The sequence below is a fragment of the Rugosimonospora africana genome, assembly GCF_016862975.1.
Lineage (GTDB): Bacteria > Actinomycetota > Actinomycetes > Mycobacteriales > Micromonosporaceae > Rugosimonospora > Rugosimonospora africana.
This window is the reverse complement of sequence record NZ_BONZ01000090.1, coordinates 41,690-62,267: the sequence shown is the minus strand read 5'-3', so window position 1 is coordinate 62,267 and position 20,578 is coordinate 41,690. Positions and strand designations below refer to the sequence as shown.

The window sequence follows — 20,578 nt, the reverse complement described above, 5'->3', positions numbered from 1 at the left end:
CTGAGGCCGTCGCGCTGGCGCGGTTGCCGGCTCCGCGGCCAGCTGTGTCCGTCGACGGTCCTGTCCCGATCGCGTGTACCGTGACCGCGGCTACGGTCAGCGCTGCCGCGGCACCGCATACCGCCGCCGCGGCCACCGCGCCAGAGCGAAGCTTCGCCTGCCGTCGTTTCCTGGCCACGATGGCGTCGATGTCTATCCCACTGGGGGGCGAGACGCCGATGGCCTCGTCAAGGATCTCCCGCATCAGTCCTCCTCGTTCAGGTGGGCGGCCAGTGTGCGCAGGCTCTGCAGAGCCCGTGCTGTCTGGCTCTTGACGGTGCCGGTCGAGATGCCGAGCATGATTGCCGTCTGTTCGATCGACAGATCGCAGTAGTAGCGCAGCACCACGCAGGCGCGCCTACGCTGTGGCAGGTCGGCGAGTGCCTTCAGCACGTCACCGCGATCCCGATCCGCGCTGGGGATCGGTGAGTCCGGAACATCGGCGATTGGCTGCTCGCGTCGCCACGGTCGGCGTCGTTCGTCCAGCCAGGCGTGGATCAATATGCCGTGTACGTAGGCGTCCACATTGTCAGCGGCCTGAGCGCGGCGCCAGTGCGCGTACAGCTTCCCTACGGTCACGCCGACGAGATCATCGGCGAGGTGCCAGTCCCTGCAGTACAGGTAGGCGGTCCTGCGTAGTTGTTCGAGCCGGACGGCCACGTAATCGCGAAACGCGCGTTCGTCGTCTCGCTTCATCCGGCTTTCCTGACGGGCGTTATCATCGGCTCCCTCGTCACGTCGCAGTTGCGACTCATCTGAACTGACGTCGTAGCGACACGCCCAGCAGGTTGCTCGCGCCAGCAGCCGGCGTGCTTCCCAGGCAAGATCACCCGACTCATTCTGGACGGGACCCGTCCGTCAGACGGACACTGACTCAAGCGGTGGAGGACCTGGCGGTCCAGTTGGTCAACCGGGCGACCTACCGCACCTGAATGGCGCTTGTCGCGGGTCTGATCTGGGCCATGATCGGCGGGACAGAACCTAGGCGCCCAACGCGGAGGCGAGACCATTGCGGAGGCGAGACCATCGCGGATCAGCGACCGCGCCGGCCCTCGGCTCCGCCCCTGTTCGACCGGATACTGTTGGTCGCCGTCTGTTGGCGGACCAACCTGACCCTGCGTCAGATCGGCCCGCTGTTCGGCGTCTCGCATGCCGCCGACCATCGGGGCGTCGACACCATCGGCCCTCCTCGCGCTGGCCCGCGGCCCGACCGTACACGTCGGCAGCGTGCGGGTCGCAGAACGTGATCGTGTCCTCGGGCTACCAGTCCCGTCGGCCCGCCGGCGAGCGCGATGGCGCGGGAGACGATGGCTGCATCCCTCGATACGGCCGGGAACCACGCACGTCGGGTCGAACCGATCTGTCTCCCGCTCCCGTTCGTGCCGTTGAGGCCGGGCCCACCGGGCGGCGGCAGATCACCTGGTGCCGCCTGATCGCGACTGCTTCGATAGGCGTAACGGATCGAGCGTCAGAGCGCCGTCAACGACGTCTGGTATCCAGCCTGCGGCGTCGCTGTGGTGAAGGTAAACGCGGCCGGTGGCGGAAGCGTCCCGACCGATGGTCATCGCGATCGTGATCGCTGTCAGCTACCTGTCAGCCGGGCGCCGGGCCGAACCGGCGTTGCACACTGTCCCGGTTCTGCGCGGCCGGTGACCGGCTCAGCGCTCGTCGGATCGCCTCCCGCTGTCCTGCGTCCTGCTCGGCCAGGTCTCGCACGGTGATGACGTATCCCCGCACCGTGCGGTCGTGACGCAGGTCCCGGCAGTTCACCTCGACGATCATGGGGCTACCGTCCGGACGGGACAGGTGCCACCAGTCACGTGCCCCACTCGTCTGCGACGATCGATGCGCGGCGCGTAGCGTGCGCTCAATCTGCTCCTGGTTCTCGGTCGGCAGGACATCACTGAGGACGGCGAGGATCGGCACATCGGTGCCGACAAGGTTGGCCAGGGCCGGGCTGGCGTACCGGATACGCCGATCACCGTCGATGATCAACACCGCGTCGATGCTGTTGCGGGTGGCCGTCCGCAGGAACTCCTCGTCGCCCTGGCGATCGACCGCGTCGGTCAGCGCGATGCGCTGCAGTGCCTGTGCCGCCTGTGCCGCCAGCACCTCGACCAGGTCCTGGATCGCCGTCAGTGCGCGGTGCTCACCCGCGACCAGCAGCGCACCGAGTTCAGGGGCGCCGGGGTCAGCGTGGTCCACGGTGAGGGGGCAGGCCAGCGTGGCGGGAAGCTGGTCGAGGCGATCACGCAGGTCTGGATGCAGCGTGCGGGTGTTCAGCAGCCGCGAGCGTCGTTGATCCGCGCGGGGCGGTGGGTAGCGCCGGAGGAGTTCGGCGGCGGGATCGGGACTGGCGGGCAGGCGTCGGTCATGGACCGCGAGCACGTGGGCATGGACCAGTCCGGTGGGCATCAGTTCCTTGACTGCTTCGCAGACCACGGACGTCACCATGGTGGTGTCGACCGCGGCGGCGAGCCTGTCGCAGGCATGACGCAGCCGGTGTTCACGCGCGGCGGTCTGGCGCTGCTGCCGCGATGTTGTCACCAGCCTCGTGATCACGAACGCTGACATGAGCATCCATACGATCGCCAGAACCGGACCGTCGTGGATCTGCCCGGTGCCCGCCTCGAACAGCAGTATGCCCGGTGGCGTTGCCAACGACAGGGTCAGCAGCCCGGTCGACAACACGGACAGCTGCCGGTAGCGGGCGGCTGTCGGCTCGGTCAGGTGCACCATGGACGGCTGCAGAGCCGCCATGCCCCAGCAGGCGTAGGTCAGAAGGTACGGCGCCTCGCCCAGGCCGCCGGCATGCCAGCCGCTGCGCAGTGTGGTCAGGGTGTACCAGAGGTCGGCTGTCAACAGGGCGGCGCCTCCGGCCGCCAGCAGGATCATGGCGGTGTTGCGCCGCGCCGCAACCACCAGCCGTGCCGTGGTCAGCAGAATGAGCAGGTCGCCGATCGCGTAGGCCGCCAGCGTCGACTTGGCGGCCGGATCCAGATCGTTGTCAGCCAGACGCGGGGCGACCAGCCAGACCCAGACGACCAGAGTGGCGGCGCAGGTGAACGTCAGCATGTCCAGCGTCCGGGCCCAATCCAGCCGCATCGCGCCGCTGCGAGCGATCTGGATGAGACCGCACGTCAGCAGAGGGAATGTCGCTAGGTAGCACCCGTTCGCGATCACCGGCGCGCTGAACCAACCGGTGGCCTCCGCGTCGTAGATAACGTCGCCTGCCGCCATGGCGAGCATCGCGGCGGCGAGCATCCACCAGGGCAACGGGCGCGTCGGGCCGTACCGGCTGATGCCCGCGACGATGGCCCCCGCGCCGGATAAACCGATCGCCGCCCAACTGAAGACCCCGAAACCCGCGAACACGCCCGCCCCGAACAGGGCCATCAGGGCCGTATAGCCCGCGATCAGCCGATCCGGCACCTGACCTGAGGCGGGTTTGGGAGTGCAATTCCTCACGAAGAAAGGTTTCATCTTTACGTCTTTCCCGTGCGGTGTTTCGCCGGGCCAGGAATGCGACGTCACCAGATTGACATATTGACATGCGATCATGCGATGATGAAGCGCCTAAATTTTGGCCGTCCTTCATCGTGTCGGTCTTTGCGTGCCGGCGATCGCTGAGCAGCCCAGTGGCGCACCATCGACAATCAGCCGCAAACTGCGGCGCAACGTTCTAACGCACCAGCGCAGCTACGAGGGCGACTCGGTGCACAGCGGGGCCCAGAGGCGTGCCCACCGGCCACACCAGGGCTGGGCTTCTGGCTGACCATCAACCTGGCTACGCAGAGCTTCCTGGATCAGCGATCATGATACCTCTGCGGTTCGACCAGCCATCCGCGGCCAGCAACACGATCTGCGCCCGCTGCGCATCCCGGGTCGCCGCCGTACGCGACCGGGTCAGGCTTTCCAACACCACACGATCCTCATCCGTGACCACGAGCGGGGGCAGACGCATGACATCATCTAACTACATCACTGTTATTTACGCGAAGATCTACTACTAGTTGAAAACGGTTGTCATTATAGACAAGGTCCGGCCGTGGTCCACCCATCCCCCCGGGGTTCCGCGGCCAGGCCCACCGGGCGCCCCACAACGGGCGCCTCGTACTCACCGACCTCCGAGGGAGAGGTTCATGTCTCGACGATGTGATGTCACGGCGCTCAGCCGAGTTTCGGCAACGCGGTATCCCACTCGCACCGGCGCATTCGCAGGCGGTGGAATCCGATTCTGTAGCGGCACCGGTTCTGGCTGCCGTCGCAGCGGCGCTGGGTGACGTTGACCGCGAAGGCGCTGCGCGCCGTGGACCGGCAGGGATCGAGACGGTGGTGGCGCGGCTGCGCTCGCAGGGGGTGAGGCTCTGATGGCCCGGGGTACGCAGCTGCGCCCGATCGTGAAGCTGCGCAGTACGGCGGGGACCGCAGCTCGGCCATGGCCGCCGCCCGTGCCGCGGGGCCGGTCGACGGATCGGCGATGGCGTGCTTGAGCGCCTCCCGGCGCTGCGCGTACCGGGCCACGACAGCCCGGCGCCGCGCATCTGCCGCGATCTTGCTCTTCTCGGCCATGCTCAGCGCTCCTCACGGAACTCGACGTGCCGGCTACACGTATGTGACCCGCAAGAATCGGCGCAACGACCCGGATCGGTTGGTGCTGCGCAAGTTCGATCGGTGGTGCGCCCGGCAGCCGCGGGATGCCAGCGCGACCCGGCTGCGCAACCGCGATCTGGTCGACGGGCGGCCGCGGGGCCATCTACGGGTCTTCGGGCTGTCCAGGGTCCGGATGCGGAACATGGCCCTACGCGGGGAGTTGCCCGGGGTACGCAAGGCCAGCTGGTAGCCGCGTCCGGGTTGTTCGGATCGCCGGGCAAACTCGTCGCCGCTGGTCGATCCGACGTAGGATTGCCCTTCTGGCCTGCCCCGTTTCGGCGGTTGGCGTTCGGAGACGGTGAAGGATCGGAGTTCGCGGTGACGAGTGTTGTGCCTGGCGCCACACGCAACACCCGGCAGCGGGCGCAGGTGTTGGGGTTGCTGGAGGCCACGGATGGTTTCCGCAGTGCGCAGCAGCTGCACGCGAGTCTGCGTGATGGGGGCGCGCAGGTCGGGTTGACCACCGTGTACCGGACTCTGCAGCTGCTCGCCGACGCCGGTGAGGTCGACCAGATGCGACTGCCGGACGGCGAGCAGCTCTACCGGCGCTGTGGCGGTAGCCGCCACCACCATCACCTGGTCTGCCGCGAGTGTGGCCGGGCGATCGAGGTAGAAGGCCCGGCGGTCGAGCGCTGGGCGCAGGCGCAGGCGGTCGCGCACGGCTTCGTCGACGTGGACCACACCATCGAGATCGTGGGTACCTGCGCGGACTGCGCGGCCCGGTAATTCCGACGACCGGGCCCCAGCCTGTCGGAGTTGACAATCGTTATCAGTAGCGCTGTGATGGTGGCGTGGGCGGAGGGCAGGCGCACGCCGACGGCGACGGGATCGCACAGGTGCTGCGTGCCGCCGGGCTGACCATCACCGCGCCCCGCCGGGCGGTGTATCGGCTGCTTTTCGGGCGGGAACGGCCGGTCGGTGCGGGTGAAGTCTTCGACCTGCTGCGTGCCGACGGGTCGCGGCTGGGCATCACCAGCGTCTACCGGGTGCTGCACTCGTTCGCCGGGGCGGGGCTGGTGCACGTGTTCGCGGGTGAGGAGCAGCGGTACCGGATCTGCGATCCGGTACCGCACGCGCATCTGGTGTGCGAGGAGTGCGGACGGGTGATCGAGCGCCCGGCCGACACCGTACGCCAGTGGTTGTCCGCCGCCCGTCACGACGCGGACTTCGTGGCCAACGTCGAGCGCAGCGACGTCTACGGGCTGTGCGGCCGCTGCCGCCCCGGCTCTCATGTCGGCCCGACCCCATCGGCCTCGACTGTCGGCGACACGCCCTGAGCCTTGACACGGTTATCGAAAATGAGTATCAGTGTCTTGTCCGAAGGTTTTGACGGAAAGACACCAATCATGAAGATTGCTTTTGTCGGCAAGGGTGGCGCGGGCAAGACCACCCTGACCGCGTTGTTCAGCCAGCGCCTGGCCGCACAAGGCCGGACCGTGTTGGCTATCGACGCAGACATCAATCAGAATCTCGCCGCGGCACTGGGGGAGGACGCCGACGAGGCGGTGCTGCACCCCACGCTGGGCGAGCACCTGGATGAGATCAAGGAGTATCTGCGCGGAGAGAATCCGCGGATCTCGTCGGCGGCGGCGATGGTGAAGACCACCCCACCCGGGCGCGGCTCGCGGCTGCTGCGGGTGGTCGACGACAATCCGATCTACCGGCGTTGCGTGCGCACGGTGGACGGGGTGCGGTTGGCCGCCACTGGTGGGTTCGCCGAGTCGGATCTCGGGGTGGCCTGCTACCACTCCAAAGTGGGCGCCGTGGAGTTGCTGCTCAACCATCTGGTCGACGTGGACGACGAGTACGTGGTGGTCGACATGACCGCCGGTGCCGACGCTTTCGCCTCCGGCCTGTTCACCCGGTTCGACCGCACGTTCGTGGTGTGCGAACCGACCGTCCGGTCGGTCGGTGTGTACCGCCAGTACCTGGACTACGCGGCCGACTACCAGGTCGCGGTGTCCGTGGTGGGCAACAAGGTGGCCGACGAGACCGACGAGGCGTTCCTGCGCGAGCAGGTCGGTGCGGACCTGTTGGCCTGCTTCGGAGTCTCCCGGCACGTGCGCGCTGCGGAGCAGGGCCGGCCCGGTCCGATCGAAGAACTGGAGTCGGAAGGCCGTGCGGTGCTCGACACCATGCGCGAGGCGGCCGATGCCACGCCGAGGGACTGGGCCCGGTTCAGCCGGCAGGCGGCACAGTTCCACCTCCGCAACGCGCAGGCGTGGGCCAACACCAAGACCGGCGAGGACCTCGCCGTCCAGATCGACCCCGAGTTCATTCTCGGGCCCGCAATGCTTTCTGCCCTATCCCGGTAATGACCGCTGCACCCGTTGGGAGAAGCACATGTCACTGGATGTCTCCACCGCCCTGTTGGAGCGCGCCGAAGCCGGCGAGGTATCCGACGCAGAGTTCGTCGACTGCGTACGCCAGTCCCTGCCGTATGCCTGGAGCATCGTCAGTCAGGTCGCCGCGGACCTGACCGCTGGCGAAGCAGAGTTCGCCGATCACGCGGTACCGCCGCCGAGCGAGGTCGAGCGCGGGCAGTTGCTGCGGGCACTTGCCAGTGATGCCATTCGAGGTGGGCTGGAGCGCCACTTCGGGGTGAAGCTGGCCTTCCAGAACTGCCACCGGGTCGCCGCTTTCCGCCTCGCAGCCGTGGGAGGCGACCGGTACCAGGCGTTCATCTCTGCCTGCGGACAGCTGCTCAACCAGTCACCTGAACTGCGTGACTGCTGACCGGACACAGGGGGACCGGCCGCGGCCGGTCCCCCTGCATAGAGCGCGGCCCGAGCCGGCGCGGTGCAGGCGAACATCTCCAGGAATGCCGGCTTCGGGTCGACCTGTTTCTGTTGGCCGGGCAGTTTCCCGGTACCAGCCACGCGCAGGCGCTGCGCGACGCCGTGTCCTACGGCCTGGCCGCCGAGCGGGCCGGCTTCGACGGTGTGTGGATTGCCTAGCACCACTTCATCTCATACGGATCGTGCCCGTCCGCGCTGACGTTCGCCGGCCATCTGCTCGGCCGCACCCATCGGCTGCGGGTAGGTACCGCGGCGTGCATTCTGTCCAACCGCCACCCGGTGGCGCTGGCGGAGGAGGCGGTGCTGCTCGACGAGCTGTCCGGCGGCCGGCTGGATCTCGGGGTCGCGCGCGGCGGCCCGTGGATCGACCTGGAGGTGTTCGGCACCGGCCTGGACCGCTACGAGCACGGCTTCCCGGAAAGCCTCGACCTGCTGCCGGCGTGGCTGTCCGGCGCCGAGAAGGTCGGCGCCGATGGCGCGATGTTCCGCTTCCCGCCGGTGGCCGTGGTTCCGGTGCCGCGTCGGCCGGTACCGGTCTGGGTCGGCGCTACCAGTGAGGCCACCGCCGCCCTCGCGGCAGCGAGGGGGCTGCCGCTGCTGCTGGGTATGCACGCCAGCGTCGAGGAGAAGCGGCGTCTGCTGAAGGCGTACAAGGCACTCGACCTACCGCACGCCAGCGCGCACCTCGCGTACGTCGCTGACAACCGTGCCGAAGCGCAGGACGCCCTACGTGCAGCGATGCCCGACTGGCTGGCTGCGACCGCCGGGTACGTGCGAGTCGACGGCAGCACCGGACCGGCCCGCGACCCGCACTCCTTTCTGACAGCGTCTTTAATAACTCCTGATGGGTTCATAAAACACGGCCCTCCTCGGGCGTCCCCGCCACCGAACCGTGCGTGGTGGTGGGGTTCTTCCTTCATCGGGGCTGGTTTCACCCGCACAGTGGTGTGGGCCAGAGCCGTCCCCTCCGGAAGCGTTGATAACCGGGCCTCGTGCTTCGGGGTCCCGGGTCTGGGCGTGGTGCTGCTCGGTCCAGACAGCGAGGTTGACCGCCGCGTTCAGATCGCGGTCGGCCCGGTACCCGCACGCTCCGCATGCGAAGGTACGGGCCGATAGCGGCATGTCCGCGGCGATGGTGTGGCAGCGGGAGCAGGTCTTCGTGGACGGGAACCACCGGTCCACCGGCACCCATTGCCCGCCGCGCCATGCCTGCTTGTAGGCGATGATCCGGCCCAGCTCGCCCCAGGCGGCATCCCCGATCGCCCCAGCCAACCGGTGATTGCCCATCATGCCGGTGATGTTCAAGGTCTCCAACGCCAGCCGGTCGTGAGTCTGGACCAACTCGTTGGCAACCTCATGCAGAAAGTGTTCCCGCACATCACGTACCCGGGCGTGGGCCCGACCCAGCCGGGCCACCGCCCGGGCCCTGTTCTCCGAGCCCTTCTTGTTACGACTGACCTGCCGGGACAGTCGCCGCAACCGGTCCTGCGCGGCCCGCAACGGCCTGGGCGGGTCATCCTCCCGGAACACCTCACGGCCGGTGGCGGTAGCGGAGACCACGTAGGAGGCAAGTCCCCGGTCCACCCCCACCCAACCTGTCGGGTCACCGTCGGAGTGTGGCGGGTGTTGCCGGTCCGGGTGCAGGTCGGCTGCTTTCACGGTCAACGCGATCGTCCACCGCCCGGCCCGCCAGGACACTGTGGCGGAGGTGATCGTGGCCCGCCCGGTGCGCAGCATCCGCCGGAGTTTGCGGGTGTCCTCCCGGACCTTGAGTACACCGATGCGGGGCAGGGACACCGTGCGGGCAGCCTCGTCACCGACCCGGATGCAGCCACGACCACCGCTGGTCTTCTGCCGGATCCGAAACGAGCGCCGGTCCCGACTCTTGCGCTTGAACCGGGCAAAGCCCATCCGCCGTCCGGCACGCTGACCCCGACGGGAGGCACTATAGGCGGCTAGGGCCCGGCTCAGGTCGACGACGGCCTCCTCGAACACCTGAGAGCTGATCTCGGTGCGCCAGGCCAGACCGGTGGCCACCACCGCCACCTCACCGGACGGGTCAGCGACCAGCAGCCGACCCGCCGCCGCGGACACCTTCCACCCGTTGAAGACGTTGATTAGATCGAACCGGGACCACGGCACCTCCACCGCGGGGTCTTTCGCCTGGGCGGTCAGCGCGTCCTTGACCAGGCGTAACGACTGGTTGTAGGCAAACCGTGACGCACCCGTATGCCGCGCCAACACCACCACCTGCTCCGGCAACGGATCAACCGTGAACCGAAACGCGGTAAATCTGCCCACAGCCGATGAGTATCAACCCACCCCCGACACTTTTGGAGGACCCTTATTCAACGGGCACTGAGCTGAGATATCCGCTCGACATCCACCCGGTCGGGCCACCATCGCTGTGCGTGCAGCGACTGGCCGACGCGATCGCCACCGCCGGGGTCCGGCGACTGCTGCTCATGGTCGCGGGTGCCGGCGATGCGACCCGGACCCTCGCCAACATCGCCCGCCTCGGTACCGAAGTCCTTCCCCCGTTACGCGAGGTGGGCGGGCCAGTCGCATAGCGACACCTGCATTTGAAAACGACTTCTGTTTTCGTTAACGTCGAGCTGACCGGTTGACACATCTCACGGAGGCTCGCCGTGTTCTCGATATCTACGCCGAAGCGGGTCTGGAGCCCTCGCGTCGGACTGGCGGCCGGCGCCGCCGCTCTGGCGGTCGTCGCACTCGCTGGCTGCTCCACCTCATCCAAGGTATCAACCAGCGGCTCCGACGTCATCGCCGTGGTGGCAGCGGAGAACTTCTGGGGCAGCCTCGCCGCGCAGTTGGGCGGGTCGCACGTCAAGGTCAGCAGCATCATCGACAACCCGGACGCCGACCCGCATGACTACGAGCCCACCGCCGCCGACGGGCGGAACGTCGCCTCGGCGAAGCTGGCCATCATCAACGGGGTCGGGTACGACGCCTGGGCGACCAAGCTCGCCGAGGCCAACCCGTCCTCGTCCCGGACCACGCTGACCGTGGGTGACCTGGTCGGGGCGAAGGACAGTGACAACCCGCACCGCTGGTACAACCCGGACAACGTGCGGCAGGTCATCGAGCAGATCACCGCCGACTACAAGAAGATCGACCCGGCCGACGCGTCGTTTTTCACCACCCAGCACGACACCGTCATCAACACCAACCTGAAGACCTACTTCGACACAATCGCGTCGATCAAGGCGACCTACTCCGGCACCCCGGTCGGCGCCTCAGAGTCGATCTTCGCGATGCTGTCCCCGGGGCTGGGCCTGAACCTGCTCACGCCGCCGGCGTTCCTGACCGACATCAGCGAGGGCAGCGACCCCAGCGCACAGGACAAGGCGACGATCGACAACCAGATCAAGACCAAGCAGATCAAGGTCTACGTGTACAACAGCCAGAACGCCACCCCGGACGTGCAGGCGCAGGTCAACGAGGCCAAGGTGGCGGGGATCCCGGTCAGCACCATCACCGAGACGCTGACCCCGGCCGGCGCGTCCTTCCAGGACTGGCAGGTCGCCCAGCTCAACGCGCTGAGCCAGGCACTGAGCCAGGCCGGCGGAAAGCGGTAACGTCATGCCCTCCACCCCGATCCAGGTTGATGTCACCGGGTCTCCACAGCCGGCAAGCGTGACGGGGGCGACAGTGCCGGGTGGCCTATCGGATCGCCCGGCACTGGTCGACGTCCGCGGGGCCACCGCCGTGCTGGGCCGACGCACCATCTGGTCACACGCCGACGCGACCGTGACCGCCGGCGAGTTCGTGGCCATCCTCGGCCCCAACGGCGTCGGTAAGTCCACACTCCTCAAGGTGATCCTGGGCCTGGTGCCACTGGCCGCAGGCACGGTGCGCCTGCTCGGCCGACCGCCCGGGCAGGCCAACCACGAGATCGGCTACCTGCCGCAGAGGCGCAGCTTCGATGCCTCTCTGCGGGTACGCGGCCTGGACGTGGTCCGTCTCGGCCTCGACGGCGACCGGTGGGGTCTGCCGGTACGCGGCCGGCGCTCCCGCGCGGTTACCGAGCGGGTCGGCGAACTGGTCGAGCTGGTCGGCGCCAGCGACTACGCGCACCGGCCGATCGGACAGCTGTCCGGCGGTGAACAACAGCGGCTGCTGATCGCTCAAGCACTGGCTCGCCGCCCTAAACTGCTCATGCTCGATGAGCCGCTGGACAGCCTCGACCTGCCCAACCAGGCCGCGATTGCCGCGCTGATCAGCCGGATCGCCCGCACCGAGAACGTGTCCGTGATGATCGTCGCTCACGACGTCAATCCGATCCTGACCTACCTCGATCGGGTCATCTACCTCGGCCAGGGCGGCGCGGTCTCCGGAACCCCGGCCGAGGTCATCACCTCCGAGACCCTCACAGCCCTGTACGGCACCCCGATCGAAGTGCTGTCCACATCCGACGGACGCCTCGTGGTGGTCGGACAACCGGAGGCGCCCGCCCGCCACACCGATCGCCATGGCGGCTCCGCATGACCGGCGGCTTCTCTCCGAACCTGCTCGCCGACATCCAGGACATGTGGTCCTACCTCGGTATCCTCAACGCCTTCCGGGCCGGCACCGTTGTCGCCGTCCTGGCCGCGGCGGTCGGCTGGTTCATGGTGCTGCGCCGGCAGAGTTTCGCCGGGCACACCCTGGCCGTCGCCGGGTTCCCCGGGGCTGCCGGCGCTGTGCTGCTCGGCTTGGGCGTGACGCTCGGCTACTTCACGTTCTGCGTCCTGGCGGCGCTGATCATCGCCGCTCTGCCGCAACGCGACGGGCGGCGCGGCTACACCGAAGAGCCCGCGATCATCGGGACCGTGCAGGCGTTCGCTCTGGCCGCCGGGATGCTGTTCATCGCTCTGTACCAAGGGTTCCTCAACGGCACCAACGCACTGCTGTTCGGTAGCTTCCTCGGCATCACCACCGATCAGGTCGTCACCTTGGCCCTCGTCGCCCTGGTAGCGCTGATCGCGCTGGCGGTCATCGGCCGGCCCCTGCTGTTCGCCTCCATCGACGCCGACGTCGCCCGGGCACACGGTGTACCCGGGCGACCCCTCGGCGCGGTTTTCCTGGCCCTGCTCGGCGCGACCGCCGCCGAGGTCAGCCAGATCACGGGCGCCCTGCTGATCTTCGCGCTGCTGGTCCTGCCACCGGCCACCGCACAACTGCTTACCCCACGACCTGCGCGCAGTCTGGCCCTGTCGATCGGGCTGGCCCTGATCACGGTCTGGGTGGGACTGTTCATCGCCTATTACTCGCCGTACCCGATCGGGTTCTGGCTGACCACCGTCGCCTTCGGCCTCTACGCCCTCACCTACATCGGCACTACGGTCCGCGCCCGGACAGGTACCCGCGCGACCGTGCACACGCCGGCAGGAGCCTGACCCACATGTTCAGCCACCCCTTCATGCAGCACGCCTTCCTCGCCGGCACTGCTGTCGCACTCGCCGCTGGCCTCGTCGGTTACTTTCTGGTACTGCGTGCCCAGGTGTTCACTGCCGACGCGCTGTCGCACGTCGCCTTCACCGGGGCGCTGGCCGCGCTGGCTGCGGGACTGGACGCCCGCATCGGGCTGTTCGCCGTCACCATCTTCGTCGCCCTCGGCATGGGCGCCCTCGGCCGCCGAGGCCGCCCCGACGATGTCGTCATTGGGGGAGTGTTCGCCTGGATCCTCGGCCTCGGAGTGTTCTTCCTGACCCTCTACACCACGACCCGCAGCGGATCCGGCAACGGCTCGGCCAGCGTCACCGTGCTGTTCGGCTCCATCCTCGGCCTGTCCGGCTCCCGAGCGGTGGTTACCGCGGTCATCGCCTTGGTCATCGGCGCCGTGCTCCTGGCGATTGCTCGACCACTGCTGTTCGCCAGCCTCGACGAGAATGTCGCGGCTGCCCGAGGCGTACCGGTCCGGCTGCTCGGCTTCGGATTCCTCGTCCTGGTCGCCGGCACCGCTGCCGAATCCACTCAGGTCGTCGGGGCGCTGCTGATCCTCGGGCTGCTCGCCGCACCGGCCGGCGCGGCCATCCGGATGACCACCCGACCGCTGTGGGCGCTCGGCCTGTCCGCGGCCATCGCCGTGGCCAGTGTCTGGATCGGCTTGGCCGCCGGTTACGCGATCCCGAAGGTGCCGCCCAGCTTTGCCATCCTCGCTGTCGCCGCCCTGACCTACCTGGTGACGATCGCCGTCGGCCAACTACGCCACCGCCGGCACGTCGAGCGCCGGGAAACGGATCCGGCGAATCCGCAACAGCCCCGCATTGCCGCTCTGGCGTCATCGACAGCACTCGACGAGGGGTAGCTGCGGTCCGTCTTGTCACCCGTGGCCTCGTGCGCGGTCACCATCGGGCTGGGTGAGGCGGCGCATGAACATTGCCGGCTGCACGGGCTCGAACAGCCACTTCCTCATCACGTAGTACGGGTGGAAGTGAATCGTGGTCATGTCCGTGTGGTTGGATGTTGGAGCTTTCCATCACGTGTCCGAGGGAGCGCAGTGACTCACACCTCTCGTGTCTCGCGGCGTGGTCTGGTCAGGACCGCGGTGCTTGCTGGCTCCGCCGCTGTACTGGCAGCGGACGCCGCCGTCGGCGGTAACGCTGAGCCGATCATGAAACGGGATGTGACGCCGAGGGCGGCCGGATCCGCGCGACCGACCGGTCAGCCCGTCGCTGCGCGGGCGACCAGGCCGTCACCGGCCGGGCTGCCGGTGCAGTCGCGGCCGATCTACACGCTGGCCGAGTATCGGGCCGTGCTGGGCGGCCCGGCGTTCCCCTCGCACGCGGTGGCTCTGACGCTGGACGATGGTCCGCACCCGGTGTGGACGCCCAAGATGCTCAAGCTGCTGGACAAGTACCATGTGCCGGCGACGTTCTGCCTGATCGGTAACCAGGTGCGGGGGCATGAGAGCGTGGCCCGGTCGGTGGTGGCGGCCGGGCACAATGTGGCCAACCATACCTACAGTCACCTGACCGATCTGCCCACTCTGTCTTCGCCGGAGATGAACAAGGAGATCGGCTGGGCGCAGGACAAGATCCATACCGCGACCGGCTTTACCCCGCGGTTGTTTCGTTCGCCGGGTGGGAGTTGGTCGTCGGAGCTTTTCGCCAAGACCGCGCAGGCCGGGCTGGTTCCGATCGACTGGAGCGATGACCCGCGGGATTGGTCCCGGCCCGGTGTCGCGTCGATCGTTTCGCACCTGCTCGCTGCCAAGCCAGGGCAGATTCTGCTCTGCCACGACGGCGGTGGCGACCGGTCACAGACCTACGCCGCGCTGCAGACAGTGATCCCGGCCCTGCTGGCCAAAGGGTACACGTTCGTGTCGCTGTAGAACTCAGAGGTGTCGTGGCGAGCATCGCCGACCGACTGCACCGCTACACCTGCCGCCCTTGGCGGCGGCGATACAGCGCCAGATCGATCACCCCGCACGATCTACCTGGCCGCGTTGGGTCAGTCCAGCGTTCGCAGGTCCAGGGCGTGCCAAGTGAGGGTCTCGTTGTCGCCGGTCGCCCCCCACACGTAGTCGCCCTGCGCGCCGGCCTTCGAGACGGCGGAATCGATCTGAACCTGCGTCCGCCGGTGGGTGTCGTAGAGGGACAGCCGGAACAGTGACGTGCCGGCAAGGGTCTGGGAGACCGGAGCGAGTAGCGGCTCGAACCGGTCGAGCAGCGCAGGGTCGTTCGCGATCGGAGTGCTGTACTTGTCGGCGACGTGCTGCCGATCCATGCCGTCGGGACGCACGAGATCGGTGCCCTCGTGGCGGACCCGGTGATCAGGGAGCAGCCGGCACCACACGCGGTCGCGGGCGACCAACTTGTTCGCCAGCACTGTGATGCGCGTGACGACGTCGGTCTGGAGATTGAAGAACTGCAGCGGCGCGTGCGGGTCGCTGGGCGCCGTGACCAGCCATGGCCAACCGATCAGCTGCCACGCTCCAGTGAGCGTACGGATGCTCACCGGGCCGCCGATCAGCGCGACCGCTCGTAGCTGGGTCACATCTGTTCGATCGCCATCGGCCGAGATCCAGTAGAGGCGGTCGGTGGTCGGTTCGAGGTCGTAGCGGGAGCCGGACAACAGCGGCTGGCCGACGTCGGAGGTGAGCATCGTGGCCGAGCCGCTGGAGATCGAGGCGCTCCACAGGCTCGACTGCACGGCTCCGCTGGCGTTGTCCGCTGAGTGCATCCAGAACAGGCGCCCGCCGGTCACGGTGTAACCCTCGTCCGAGCCGCCGTGTCGTGGTTGGTGCGGTTTCACGAGTCGTACTGCTGGGCCGGCGCCGGGATCGGTGTGCTGGACACGACCGATAGGTACGGGATGCTTTCGCTGTTGACCGGATCCTTGCCCAGCCGGGTGGTGTATCCGCCCGTGACCTGCAGCCATTCGCTGGCCCGCGCGTCCGCGGGTACGATCCGGTCAGCCCGACCTTGATCGGTTGTGCGTCGGCCGCGCAGCAGATGATCACCATCCGGGTCAGATACCAGCCTCCGGAGCCGTTGCTGAGCAGGAATCCGGACAGTTCCACGCGGCGTCCGGCCAACGACCGGCCGTCGAAAACGGCGCGTGACGCGTAGTCCAGCACCGACACTTTGACCGGGTCTCCGACCGACAGGGGTGGGTAATCCGAGGAGGAGGCCGCTCTCAGCGCTGTTCCCGACCGTTCGGCGGAGTACGAGCCGATCGCTGGCGGGGCAATCAGCAGCACCACCGCCGCGGGAACGACCAGCAGCCAGGCCAGGTCCGCTCGCCGGTGCCGGTGCCGGTGCCCGTGGCTGTGGCCGTGGCCGTGGCCGTCGCCGGTGTCGCCGACGGACCCGTCGTGATCATCGACTTCCGCCGTACGCCGCCCGAACACCACCGGCCACAGCGCCGTCGCCGCGACACCGAGCAGGACGAGCCCGGCCACGAACAGGTACGGGCGCATCGCGGCCTTCACGTACCGCTCGTACTGGCCGGTGACCGTAAGTTTGACCAGCGTGACGCCGAGGAGGGCGAGAACCAGCCCGTGCAGGTCACGCCTCACCACATCACCAAACCGACGACGGTGGCGAACAGAATGCCAACGACGAATGTGGTCGGCGCGAACCGTGCCGCGAACCTGCGGCCAAACGCGCCCACCTGCATAGCGATCAACTTGCTGTCCACCATCGGCCCGACAACGAGGAACGCTAGCCGGGCGGTGAGCGAGAACTGGGTCAGCGACGCGGCGACGAACGCGTCAGCTTCGGAGCAGATCGACAGCATCACGGCGAGGCCGGCCATGGCGACCACGGACAGCCCCCGATGACCGGCGACGATCCGCAACCAGTGCGGCGGTGCCAGCACGTTCATCGTTGCCGCGGCCGCGGCGCCGATCACCAAGAACCCGCCTGCCTGGGTCATGTCGGTCCGGAACGCGGCCAGCAGCGCGGCCGTGCGGGGCATGCCGTCCAGTTCGGGGCGGGCCGGCGGACGCAGCCACTCGCCGCGCCCGAGGCGTAGCCACAGCCAACCCATCACCGTCGCGGTGAACAGGCTGGCGACCAGTCGGGCCACGACCACCATCGGCCGCCCCGCGAAGGCGACCGAGGTGGAGACCAGCACCACCGGATTGATCGCCGGCGCGGACAGCAGGAACGCCAGCGCCGCCGCCGGGGTCACCCCCGGCGCATGAGCGCTCCGGACACCACCACCGAGCCACACTCGCATCCCGGCATCAGCACGCCAGCCGCGCCCGCGACCGGTACCGCCAAACCTGGTCGACGCGGCAACACCCTGGCGAAGAACGACGGCGGCACCACGGCCGCGATGGTCGCCGACACGACCGTGCCGAGCACGACGAACGGCGACGCCTGGATCACGATGGACACGAAGATGGTCAGCCAGGTCTGTGCTCGCTGTGACGCGGTCGCCCCCACCAGCCAGCCGCGGCCGAGCAGGCCAGCACGAGGACGACGACGAAAACCTCGACGCTGCCCAGCCGGCCCCACCGCGCCCGAACAGGTGGTTCCTCGGTTGCCACCGGTGGTCGGGTCACCGTCACGGGCACAGTCTAAAGCGGTCAAAAGGTGACGGTGCGGTTATCCACAACGAGGAATTACGAGTTTGACATTCCGCTGAACGTGAGCGCCCGTCGTCGGGCTACCCCGATCTGATCGTAGTCCTCCGCTGGTCCCCGCCGACACGGTGGTGGCCGGCACGAGGACGACCGGGTGAACTCCGCCGTATTCGCGACGTTGGGGACGGACCGGGCCGACAGCGTGCGCTCGACCCGCTGGGCTTGCTGCTCAGCGGCGCCTCGATTATGGCACTGGTCTGGGGGTGTAGTTCGAGCCGCAGCCGACGGCTGGGGTGACCGTGGAGTGGTCTGGATACTCGTGCTCGGCGGTGCCGCCTTGGTCGCCCTGGTCGCCTGGCAGCGTCGAGCGCACCGTTCGATGATCCCGTTGCGGCTGTTCACCCGACAGCACCTTCACTTCGGGCATCGCCGAAATCTTCCCCCAGTCGGTGTCGCTGACCGCCGTGGTGTTCAGCCGTGGTGTTCTTCACCGTCCAGTTCTTTTCAGTGCGCGCAGAGCAACAGTCCATTGGGAGCGGGCTCCATCTGCCCGCGGTAGGGCTGGTGCCGCTGGTACTCGGCCGTGGTCGGGCGGCTACACCGACCGCTGGGCACGCGTCCGATGGTCGCGACCGGCATGACGCTGCAAACGGCGGGCATAGTGCTCCTTGCGGCGTTCTCACACTCGGGGCTCTGGTATTCGGGAATGGCAGCGCCGATGGCAATCGGCGCCATCGGCTTCACCTTGGCCGTGCCCGCACTGACCAAAACGGCAGTCGGCTCGGTCGAGCCAGCCGATATCGGCACCGCATCGGGTCTGCTCAGCACCGTCCGGCAGGTGGGTGTGGCGTTCGGTGTCGCGGCGACATCGGCGGCGTTCACCGCGGCCGGCGGCTACACCACCGCCCTCACGGTCGCCGCCGGCTACGCAGCTTGCCCTGGTTCGATACGCCGGCACAGCCGAATCGTCCGGTGCAGGTCTGTTCTGGCTCCTGCCGGCGGAACAAAATTGCGACATCGAGCGGCAACTATCCCACCTGGTCAACGCCGGGTTTGAGAGTCGCAACGTCGTTAGCGGTCACTGGCAACAAGGCATTTGCGCAGGTCACGAGGGTGCAGGTTCGATTCACCCTCACGCCGAGATGTGCAGTGATGGCGAGCCTCTGAGGTCCGGGAGGCACACACGGACGCGCGGTCTCAGGTGATCAGTTTCCCTGGGGCGACAGTCCCAAACCAGTGTTGTCGGCGCGGGTCGGGCTGACCGGCCCGGGCGGCAATGCGGCCGGCACGGACACCAGTGAGGCCGTAGCTGCGACCCTCCGGTCGCGCGCACGACCGGCGGCGTGAGCGTGCATCTGATCAATCGACGCACAGCACCTCGTCAGGCTTGGGTACCGGCTGCCCGGGGATCTCCGGCTGTGGATCATCGAAACACGGGGAACGCATGCCGGTGAACGAGCAGAATTGGGTCGTGGCGCAGATCCTTCGGTCGCGACCGGTGGTGACCGAGGAGAAGCACCGGCCCACTCTGTTCGAGATCTTCTTCGATCTGGTGTTCGTCTTCGCCCTGACACGGGTCACCGCCTTCATGAGCCACCGGCCCTCCTGGTTGACCATGGCGCAGGGGCTCCTCGTCCTTCTACTGCTGTGGATCTCCTGGTTGATCTACTCCTGGTTGGGCAACCAGGCCCGGGCCGACATCGGCCTGATCCGCGCCGGTACCACCGTCGCAATGGCGGCCATATTTGTGGCCGCCGTGGTCATCCCCGACGCCTGGGGAACCGGCACGGCGACCATTCTGGACCCGCAGCTCATCCTGGCCGTGGCCTACATCGTCGTACGAGTGCTCCACCTGGCCATGTACTTTTGGGCCGCTGCGGGCAACCGGCGGCTGCGTACCACCCTGATCCTGTTTACGATCTCCACCGCGCTGTCCTGGATCCCGCTCATCCTCGGCGCGATGTTCGGCAGCACCGCGCAGATCGTGCTCTGGACGGTGGCGCTCGCCGTCGACTTCTTTGGAGGCTTCCTCGCTTCCGTCCTCAGCGGATGGCACGTGCGCAGCCTGAGGCACTTCGCCGAGCGACACAGCCTCGTGCTGATCATCGCGCTCGGCGAGTCCCTGATCTCGGTCAATGCAGGCGCCGGAGTCGAGATGACTCACCCCCCGGCCATTGTGGCGACGCTACTCGCCTTCGCCGTCACGGTGTGCCTGTGGCGGTTGTACTACGAGAACGTCGCAACCGCCGCCCGTGCAGCGCTAAGCAGGCAGTCCGGCCCCCAGCGAGATCGGCTCGCGGCCAACGCCTACAGCGTGGTCCACTTCCCCCTGATCGCCGGCACGATGTACATCGCACTGGGCATCGAGCAGGTGCTGGCCCACCTGGCGCATGACCACTCCCACGACAATATCCAGACCCGCCTGAGTTGGGCCTCGACCGTCGCGCTGTTCGGCGGCGCCGCCGTGTACCTCGCGGGAAGGGTGGCGTTCCTGCGCATCACCGTCCGAACCGTCACGCTGGAAATGCTCCTCGCCCCGTGCGCGGCGCTGCTGCTGCTTCCCGCCGGCCGGTTCCTACCTGGCCTGGCAGCCCTCGGCCTGCTCGCCAGCTTCCTGCTGGCCCTGACCGTTTTCGAGACGCTCTCCCGGGCTGGTGCCGGCAGATCCGATACCGGCGATCCGGGCATGCCCGACCGTCCAGTCCGGCATGGTGACCGGTACCACCAGCGGAGCCATTAGCCGACGCCGAGTGAACCCCTGGGCTCGACTGTTGTTCGTCGGCGACTCCTCCCGGGGCACAGGATTGCGACATCGAGTGACCACTATCCTGCCTGGACAACGCCAGGTTTGAGCGTCGCAACAAGGTTGCCAGTCGCCGCCCGCACGTCCAGGACCTGCCGCCAGCAACTGCGCGACGACAGCCGACCAACTTGGCGCATCCGCGAACGCGCCTTGCGCCAGGACAACGTCAGGCCGTCTTCGGCGCTCTCAGACTCGGTCATCTCTTCCCACCTCCGCATCGATGGACCGGCCGTAGGTCGGCCTCGA

19 protein-coding genes and 5 pseudogenes are annotated in these 20,578 nt (G+C 67.9%); 16 read left to right on the top strand and 8 right to left on the bottom strand.

Features of this window, described 5'->3' with window-relative positions; all coding sequences use genetic code 11:
• Positions 1 to 243: 243 nt before the first annotated feature.
• Positions 244 to 735: a SigE family RNA polymerase sigma factor gene (locus tag Raf01_RS41575; protein WP_203923636.1), complete on the bottom strand. Its 492-nt coding sequence runs from the start codon at positions 733 to 735 to the stop codon at positions 244 to 246.
• Positions 736 to 1,076: 341 nt separating this feature from the next.
• Here Raf01_RS41575 and Raf01_RS41570 point away from each other — a divergent pair.
• Positions 1,077 to 1,226, top strand: a pseudogene (locus Raf01_RS41570) (transposase family protein); the annotation flags it as partial.
• 406 nt (positions 1,227 to 1,632) lie between these two features.
• Here Raf01_RS41570 and Raf01_RS41565 read toward each other — a convergent pair.
• Positions 1,633 to 3,435, bottom strand: coding sequence for a PAS domain S-box protein (locus Raf01_RS41565; RefSeq protein ID WP_203923635.1), 1,803 nt, complete (start codon positions 3,433 to 3,435; stop codon positions 1,633 to 1,635).
• Positions 3,436 to 4,181: 746 nt separating this feature from the next.
• On the opposite strand from Raf01_RS41565, the pseudogene rpmB reads away from it, so the two are divergent.
• The 7 genes and pseudogenes from rpmB to Raf01_RS50175 all read left to right on the top strand — a co-directional run.
• Positions 4,182 to 4,410: pseudogene (gene rpmB, locus Raf01_RS50190) on the top strand (50S ribosomal protein L28).
• A 199-nt stretch (positions 4,411 to 4,609) separates the two neighbouring features.
• The gene (gene rpmG, locus Raf01_RS51280; RefSeq protein ID WP_203923634.1) at positions 4,610 to 4,882 is read left to right on the top strand and encodes a 50S ribosomal protein L33; all 273 of its coding nucleotides are present in this window, start codon (positions 4,610 to 4,612) and stop codon (positions 4,880 to 4,882) included.
• A gap of 128 nt (positions 4,883 to 5,010) precedes the next feature.
• Positions 5,011 to 5,418 (top strand): Fur family transcriptional regulator, encoded by a 408-nt coding sequence (locus Raf01_RS41550; protein ID WP_203923633.1) that lies wholly within the window; start codon positions 5,011 to 5,013, stop codon positions 5,416 to 5,418.
• Positions 5,419 to 5,483: 65 nt separating this feature from the next.
• Positions 5,484 to 5,969, top strand: a complete 486-nt coding sequence (locus Raf01_RS41545) for a Fur family transcriptional regulator (protein WP_203923632.1) — start codon at positions 5,484 to 5,486, stop codon at positions 5,967 to 5,969.
• Between the two features lie 69 nt (positions 5,970 to 6,038).
• Positions 6,039 to 7,007, top strand: coding sequence for an ATP-binding protein (locus Raf01_RS41540; RefSeq protein WP_203923631.1), 969 nt, complete (start codon positions 6,039 to 6,041; stop codon positions 7,005 to 7,007).
• 28 nt (positions 7,008 to 7,035) lie between these two features.
• Positions 7,036 to 7,428, top strand: coding sequence for an SCO5389 family protein (locus Raf01_RS41535; RefSeq protein ID WP_203923630.1), 393 nt, complete (start codon positions 7,036 to 7,038; stop codon positions 7,426 to 7,428).
• A gap of 230 nt (positions 7,429 to 7,658) precedes the next feature.
• Positions 7,659 to 8,171, top strand: a pseudogene (locus tag Raf01_RS50175) (LLM class flavin-dependent oxidoreductase); the annotation flags it as partial.
• 150 nt (positions 8,172 to 8,321) lie between these two features.
• On the opposite strand, the gene Raf01_RS41525 reads toward Raf01_RS50175, so the two are convergent.
• Positions 8,322 to 9,791 carry an RNA-guided endonuclease InsQ/TnpB family protein gene (locus Raf01_RS41525; protein WP_275413169.1) on the bottom strand — a complete coding sequence of 490 codons (1,470 nt, stop codon included), beginning with the start codon at positions 9,789 to 9,791 and terminating at the stop codon, positions 8,322 to 8,324.
• A gap of 110 nt (positions 9,792 to 9,901) precedes the next feature.
• Here Raf01_RS41525 and Raf01_RS41520 point away from each other — a divergent pair, with 110 nt between their 5' ends.
• The 5 genes from Raf01_RS41520 (at position 9,902) to Raf01_RS41500 (ending at position 13,800) form a co-directional block, all read left to right on the top strand.
• Positions 9,902 to 10,060, top strand: a complete 159-nt coding sequence (locus tag Raf01_RS41520) for a hypothetical protein (protein ID WP_203923627.1) — start codon at positions 9,902 to 9,904, stop codon at positions 10,058 to 10,060.
• 78 nt (positions 10,061 to 10,138) lie between these two features.
• Positions 10,139 to 11,089 carry a metal ABC transporter solute-binding protein, Zn/Mn family gene (locus Raf01_RS41515; protein WP_203923626.1) on the top strand — a complete coding sequence of 317 codons (951 nt, stop codon included), beginning with the start codon at positions 10,139 to 10,141 and terminating at the stop codon, positions 11,087 to 11,089.
• A gap of 58 nt (positions 11,090 to 11,147) precedes the next feature.
• Positions 11,148 to 11,999: a metal ABC transporter ATP-binding protein gene (locus Raf01_RS41510; RefSeq protein ID WP_239134371.1), complete on the top strand. Its 852-nt coding sequence runs from the start codon at positions 11,148 to 11,150 to the stop codon at positions 11,997 to 11,999.
• Positions 11,996 to 12,889 (top strand): metal ABC transporter permease, encoded by an 894-nt coding sequence (locus Raf01_RS41505; RefSeq protein WP_203923624.1) that lies wholly within the window; start codon positions 11,996 to 11,998, stop codon positions 12,887 to 12,889. The genes Raf01_RS41510 and Raf01_RS41505 overlap by 4 nt, the downstream gene beginning before the upstream one ends.
• A 5-nt stretch (positions 12,890 to 12,894) precedes the next feature.
• Entirely contained in the window at positions 12,895 to 13,800 is a 906-nt protein-coding gene (locus Raf01_RS41500) for a metal ABC transporter permease (protein WP_203923623.1), read from the top strand.
• 15 nt (positions 13,801 to 13,815) lie between these two features.
• Here the strand turns inward: Raf01_RS41500 and Raf01_RS50725 are convergent, their stop codons facing one another.
• Complete coding sequence (locus tag Raf01_RS50725) at positions 13,816 to 13,941, bottom strand: hypothetical protein (protein ID WP_275413167.1); 126 nt, start codon at positions 13,939 to 13,941, stop codon at positions 13,816 to 13,818.
• A gap of 306 nt (positions 13,942 to 14,247) precedes the next feature.
• On the opposite strand from Raf01_RS50725, the gene Raf01_RS41495 reads away from it, so the two are divergent.
• Positions 14,248 to 14,826: a polysaccharide deacetylase family protein gene (locus tag Raf01_RS41495; protein WP_203923622.1), complete on the top strand. Its 579-nt coding sequence runs from the start codon at positions 14,248 to 14,250 to the stop codon at positions 14,824 to 14,826.
• A 119-nt stretch (positions 14,827 to 14,945) separates the two neighbouring features.
• Here the strand turns inward: Raf01_RS41495 and Raf01_RS41490 are convergent, their stop codons facing one another.
• From Raf01_RS41490 to Raf01_RS41480, 3 genes and pseudogenes are all read right to left on the bottom strand, one after another.
• Complete coding sequence (locus tag Raf01_RS41490) at positions 14,946 to 15,701, bottom strand: hypothetical protein (protein WP_203923621.1); 756 nt, start codon at positions 15,699 to 15,701, stop codon at positions 14,946 to 14,948.
• Positions 15,702 to 15,912: 211 nt separating this feature from the next.
• Positions 15,913 to 16,515, bottom strand: a pseudogene (locus tag Raf01_RS41485) (TIGR03943 family putative permease subunit); the annotation flags it as partial.
• A pseudogene (locus Raf01_RS41480) lies at positions 16,512 to 17,308 on the bottom strand (permease). The pseudogenes Raf01_RS41485 and Raf01_RS41480, both read right to left, overlap by 4 nt.
• Positions 17,309 to 18,166: 858 nt before the next feature.
• On the opposite strand from Raf01_RS41480, the gene Raf01_RS41475 reads away from it, so the two are divergent.
• Positions 18,167 to 18,586: a hypothetical protein gene (locus Raf01_RS41475; protein ID WP_203923620.1), complete on the top strand. Its 420-nt coding sequence runs from the start codon at positions 18,167 to 18,169 to the stop codon at positions 18,584 to 18,586.
• A gap of 414 nt (positions 18,587 to 19,000) precedes the next feature.
• The gene (locus tag Raf01_RS41470) at positions 19,001 to 20,269 is read left to right on the top strand and encodes a low temperature requirement protein A (protein ID WP_203923619.1); all 1,269 of its coding nucleotides are present in this window, start codon (positions 19,001 to 19,003) and stop codon (positions 20,267 to 20,269) included.
• Between the two features lie 83 nt (positions 20,270 to 20,352).
• Here the strand turns inward: Raf01_RS41470 and Raf01_RS41465 are convergent, their stop codons facing one another.
• Positions 20,353 to 20,532 (bottom strand): hypothetical protein, encoded by a 180-nt coding sequence (locus tag Raf01_RS41465; protein ID WP_203923618.1) that lies wholly within the window; start codon positions 20,530 to 20,532, stop codon positions 20,353 to 20,355.
• Positions 20,533 to 20,578 lie beyond the last annotated feature (46 nt).

Bases quoted from the DNA above. Each gene is read 5' to 3' on its own strand.
- Raf01_RS41565 (WP_203923635.1), bottom strand. From the start codon at position 3,435: ATGGCCCTGTTCGGGGCGGGCGTGTTCGCGGGTTTCGGGGTCTTCAGT.
- Raf01_RS41465 (WP_203923618.1), bottom strand. From the start codon at position 20,532: ATGACCGAGTCTGAGAGCGCCGAAGACGGCCTGACGTTGTCCTGGCGC.
- Raf01_RS41540 (WP_203923631.1), top strand. From the start codon at position 6,039: ATGAAGATTGCTTTTGTCGGCAAGGGTGGCGCGGGCAAGACCACCCTG.
- rpmG (WP_203923634.1), top strand. From the start codon at position 4,610: ATGCTCAGCGCTCCTCACGGAACTCGACGTGCCGGCTACACGTATGTG.
- Raf01_RS41475 (WP_203923620.1), top strand. From the start codon at position 18,167: ATGACGCTGCAAACGGCGGGCATAGTGCTCCTTGCGGCGTTCTCACAC.
- Raf01_RS50725 (WP_275413167.1), bottom strand. From the start codon at position 13,941: ATGACCACGATTCACTTCCACCCGTACTACGTGATGAGGAAGTGGCTG.
- Raf01_RS41575 (WP_203923636.1), bottom strand. From the start codon at position 735: ATGAAGCGAGACGACGAACGCGCGTTTCGCGATTACGTGGCCGTCCGG.
- Raf01_RS41505 (WP_203923624.1), top strand. From the start codon at position 11,996: ATGACCGGCGGCTTCTCTCCGAACCTGCTCGCCGACATCCAGGACATG.
- Raf01_RS41500 (WP_203923623.1), top strand. From the start codon at position 12,895: ATGTTCAGCCACCCCTTCATGCAGCACGCCTTCCTCGCCGGCACTGCT.
- Raf01_RS41535 (WP_203923630.1), top strand. From the start codon at position 7,036: ATGTCACTGGATGTCTCCACCGCCCTGTTGGAGCGCGCCGAAGCCGGC.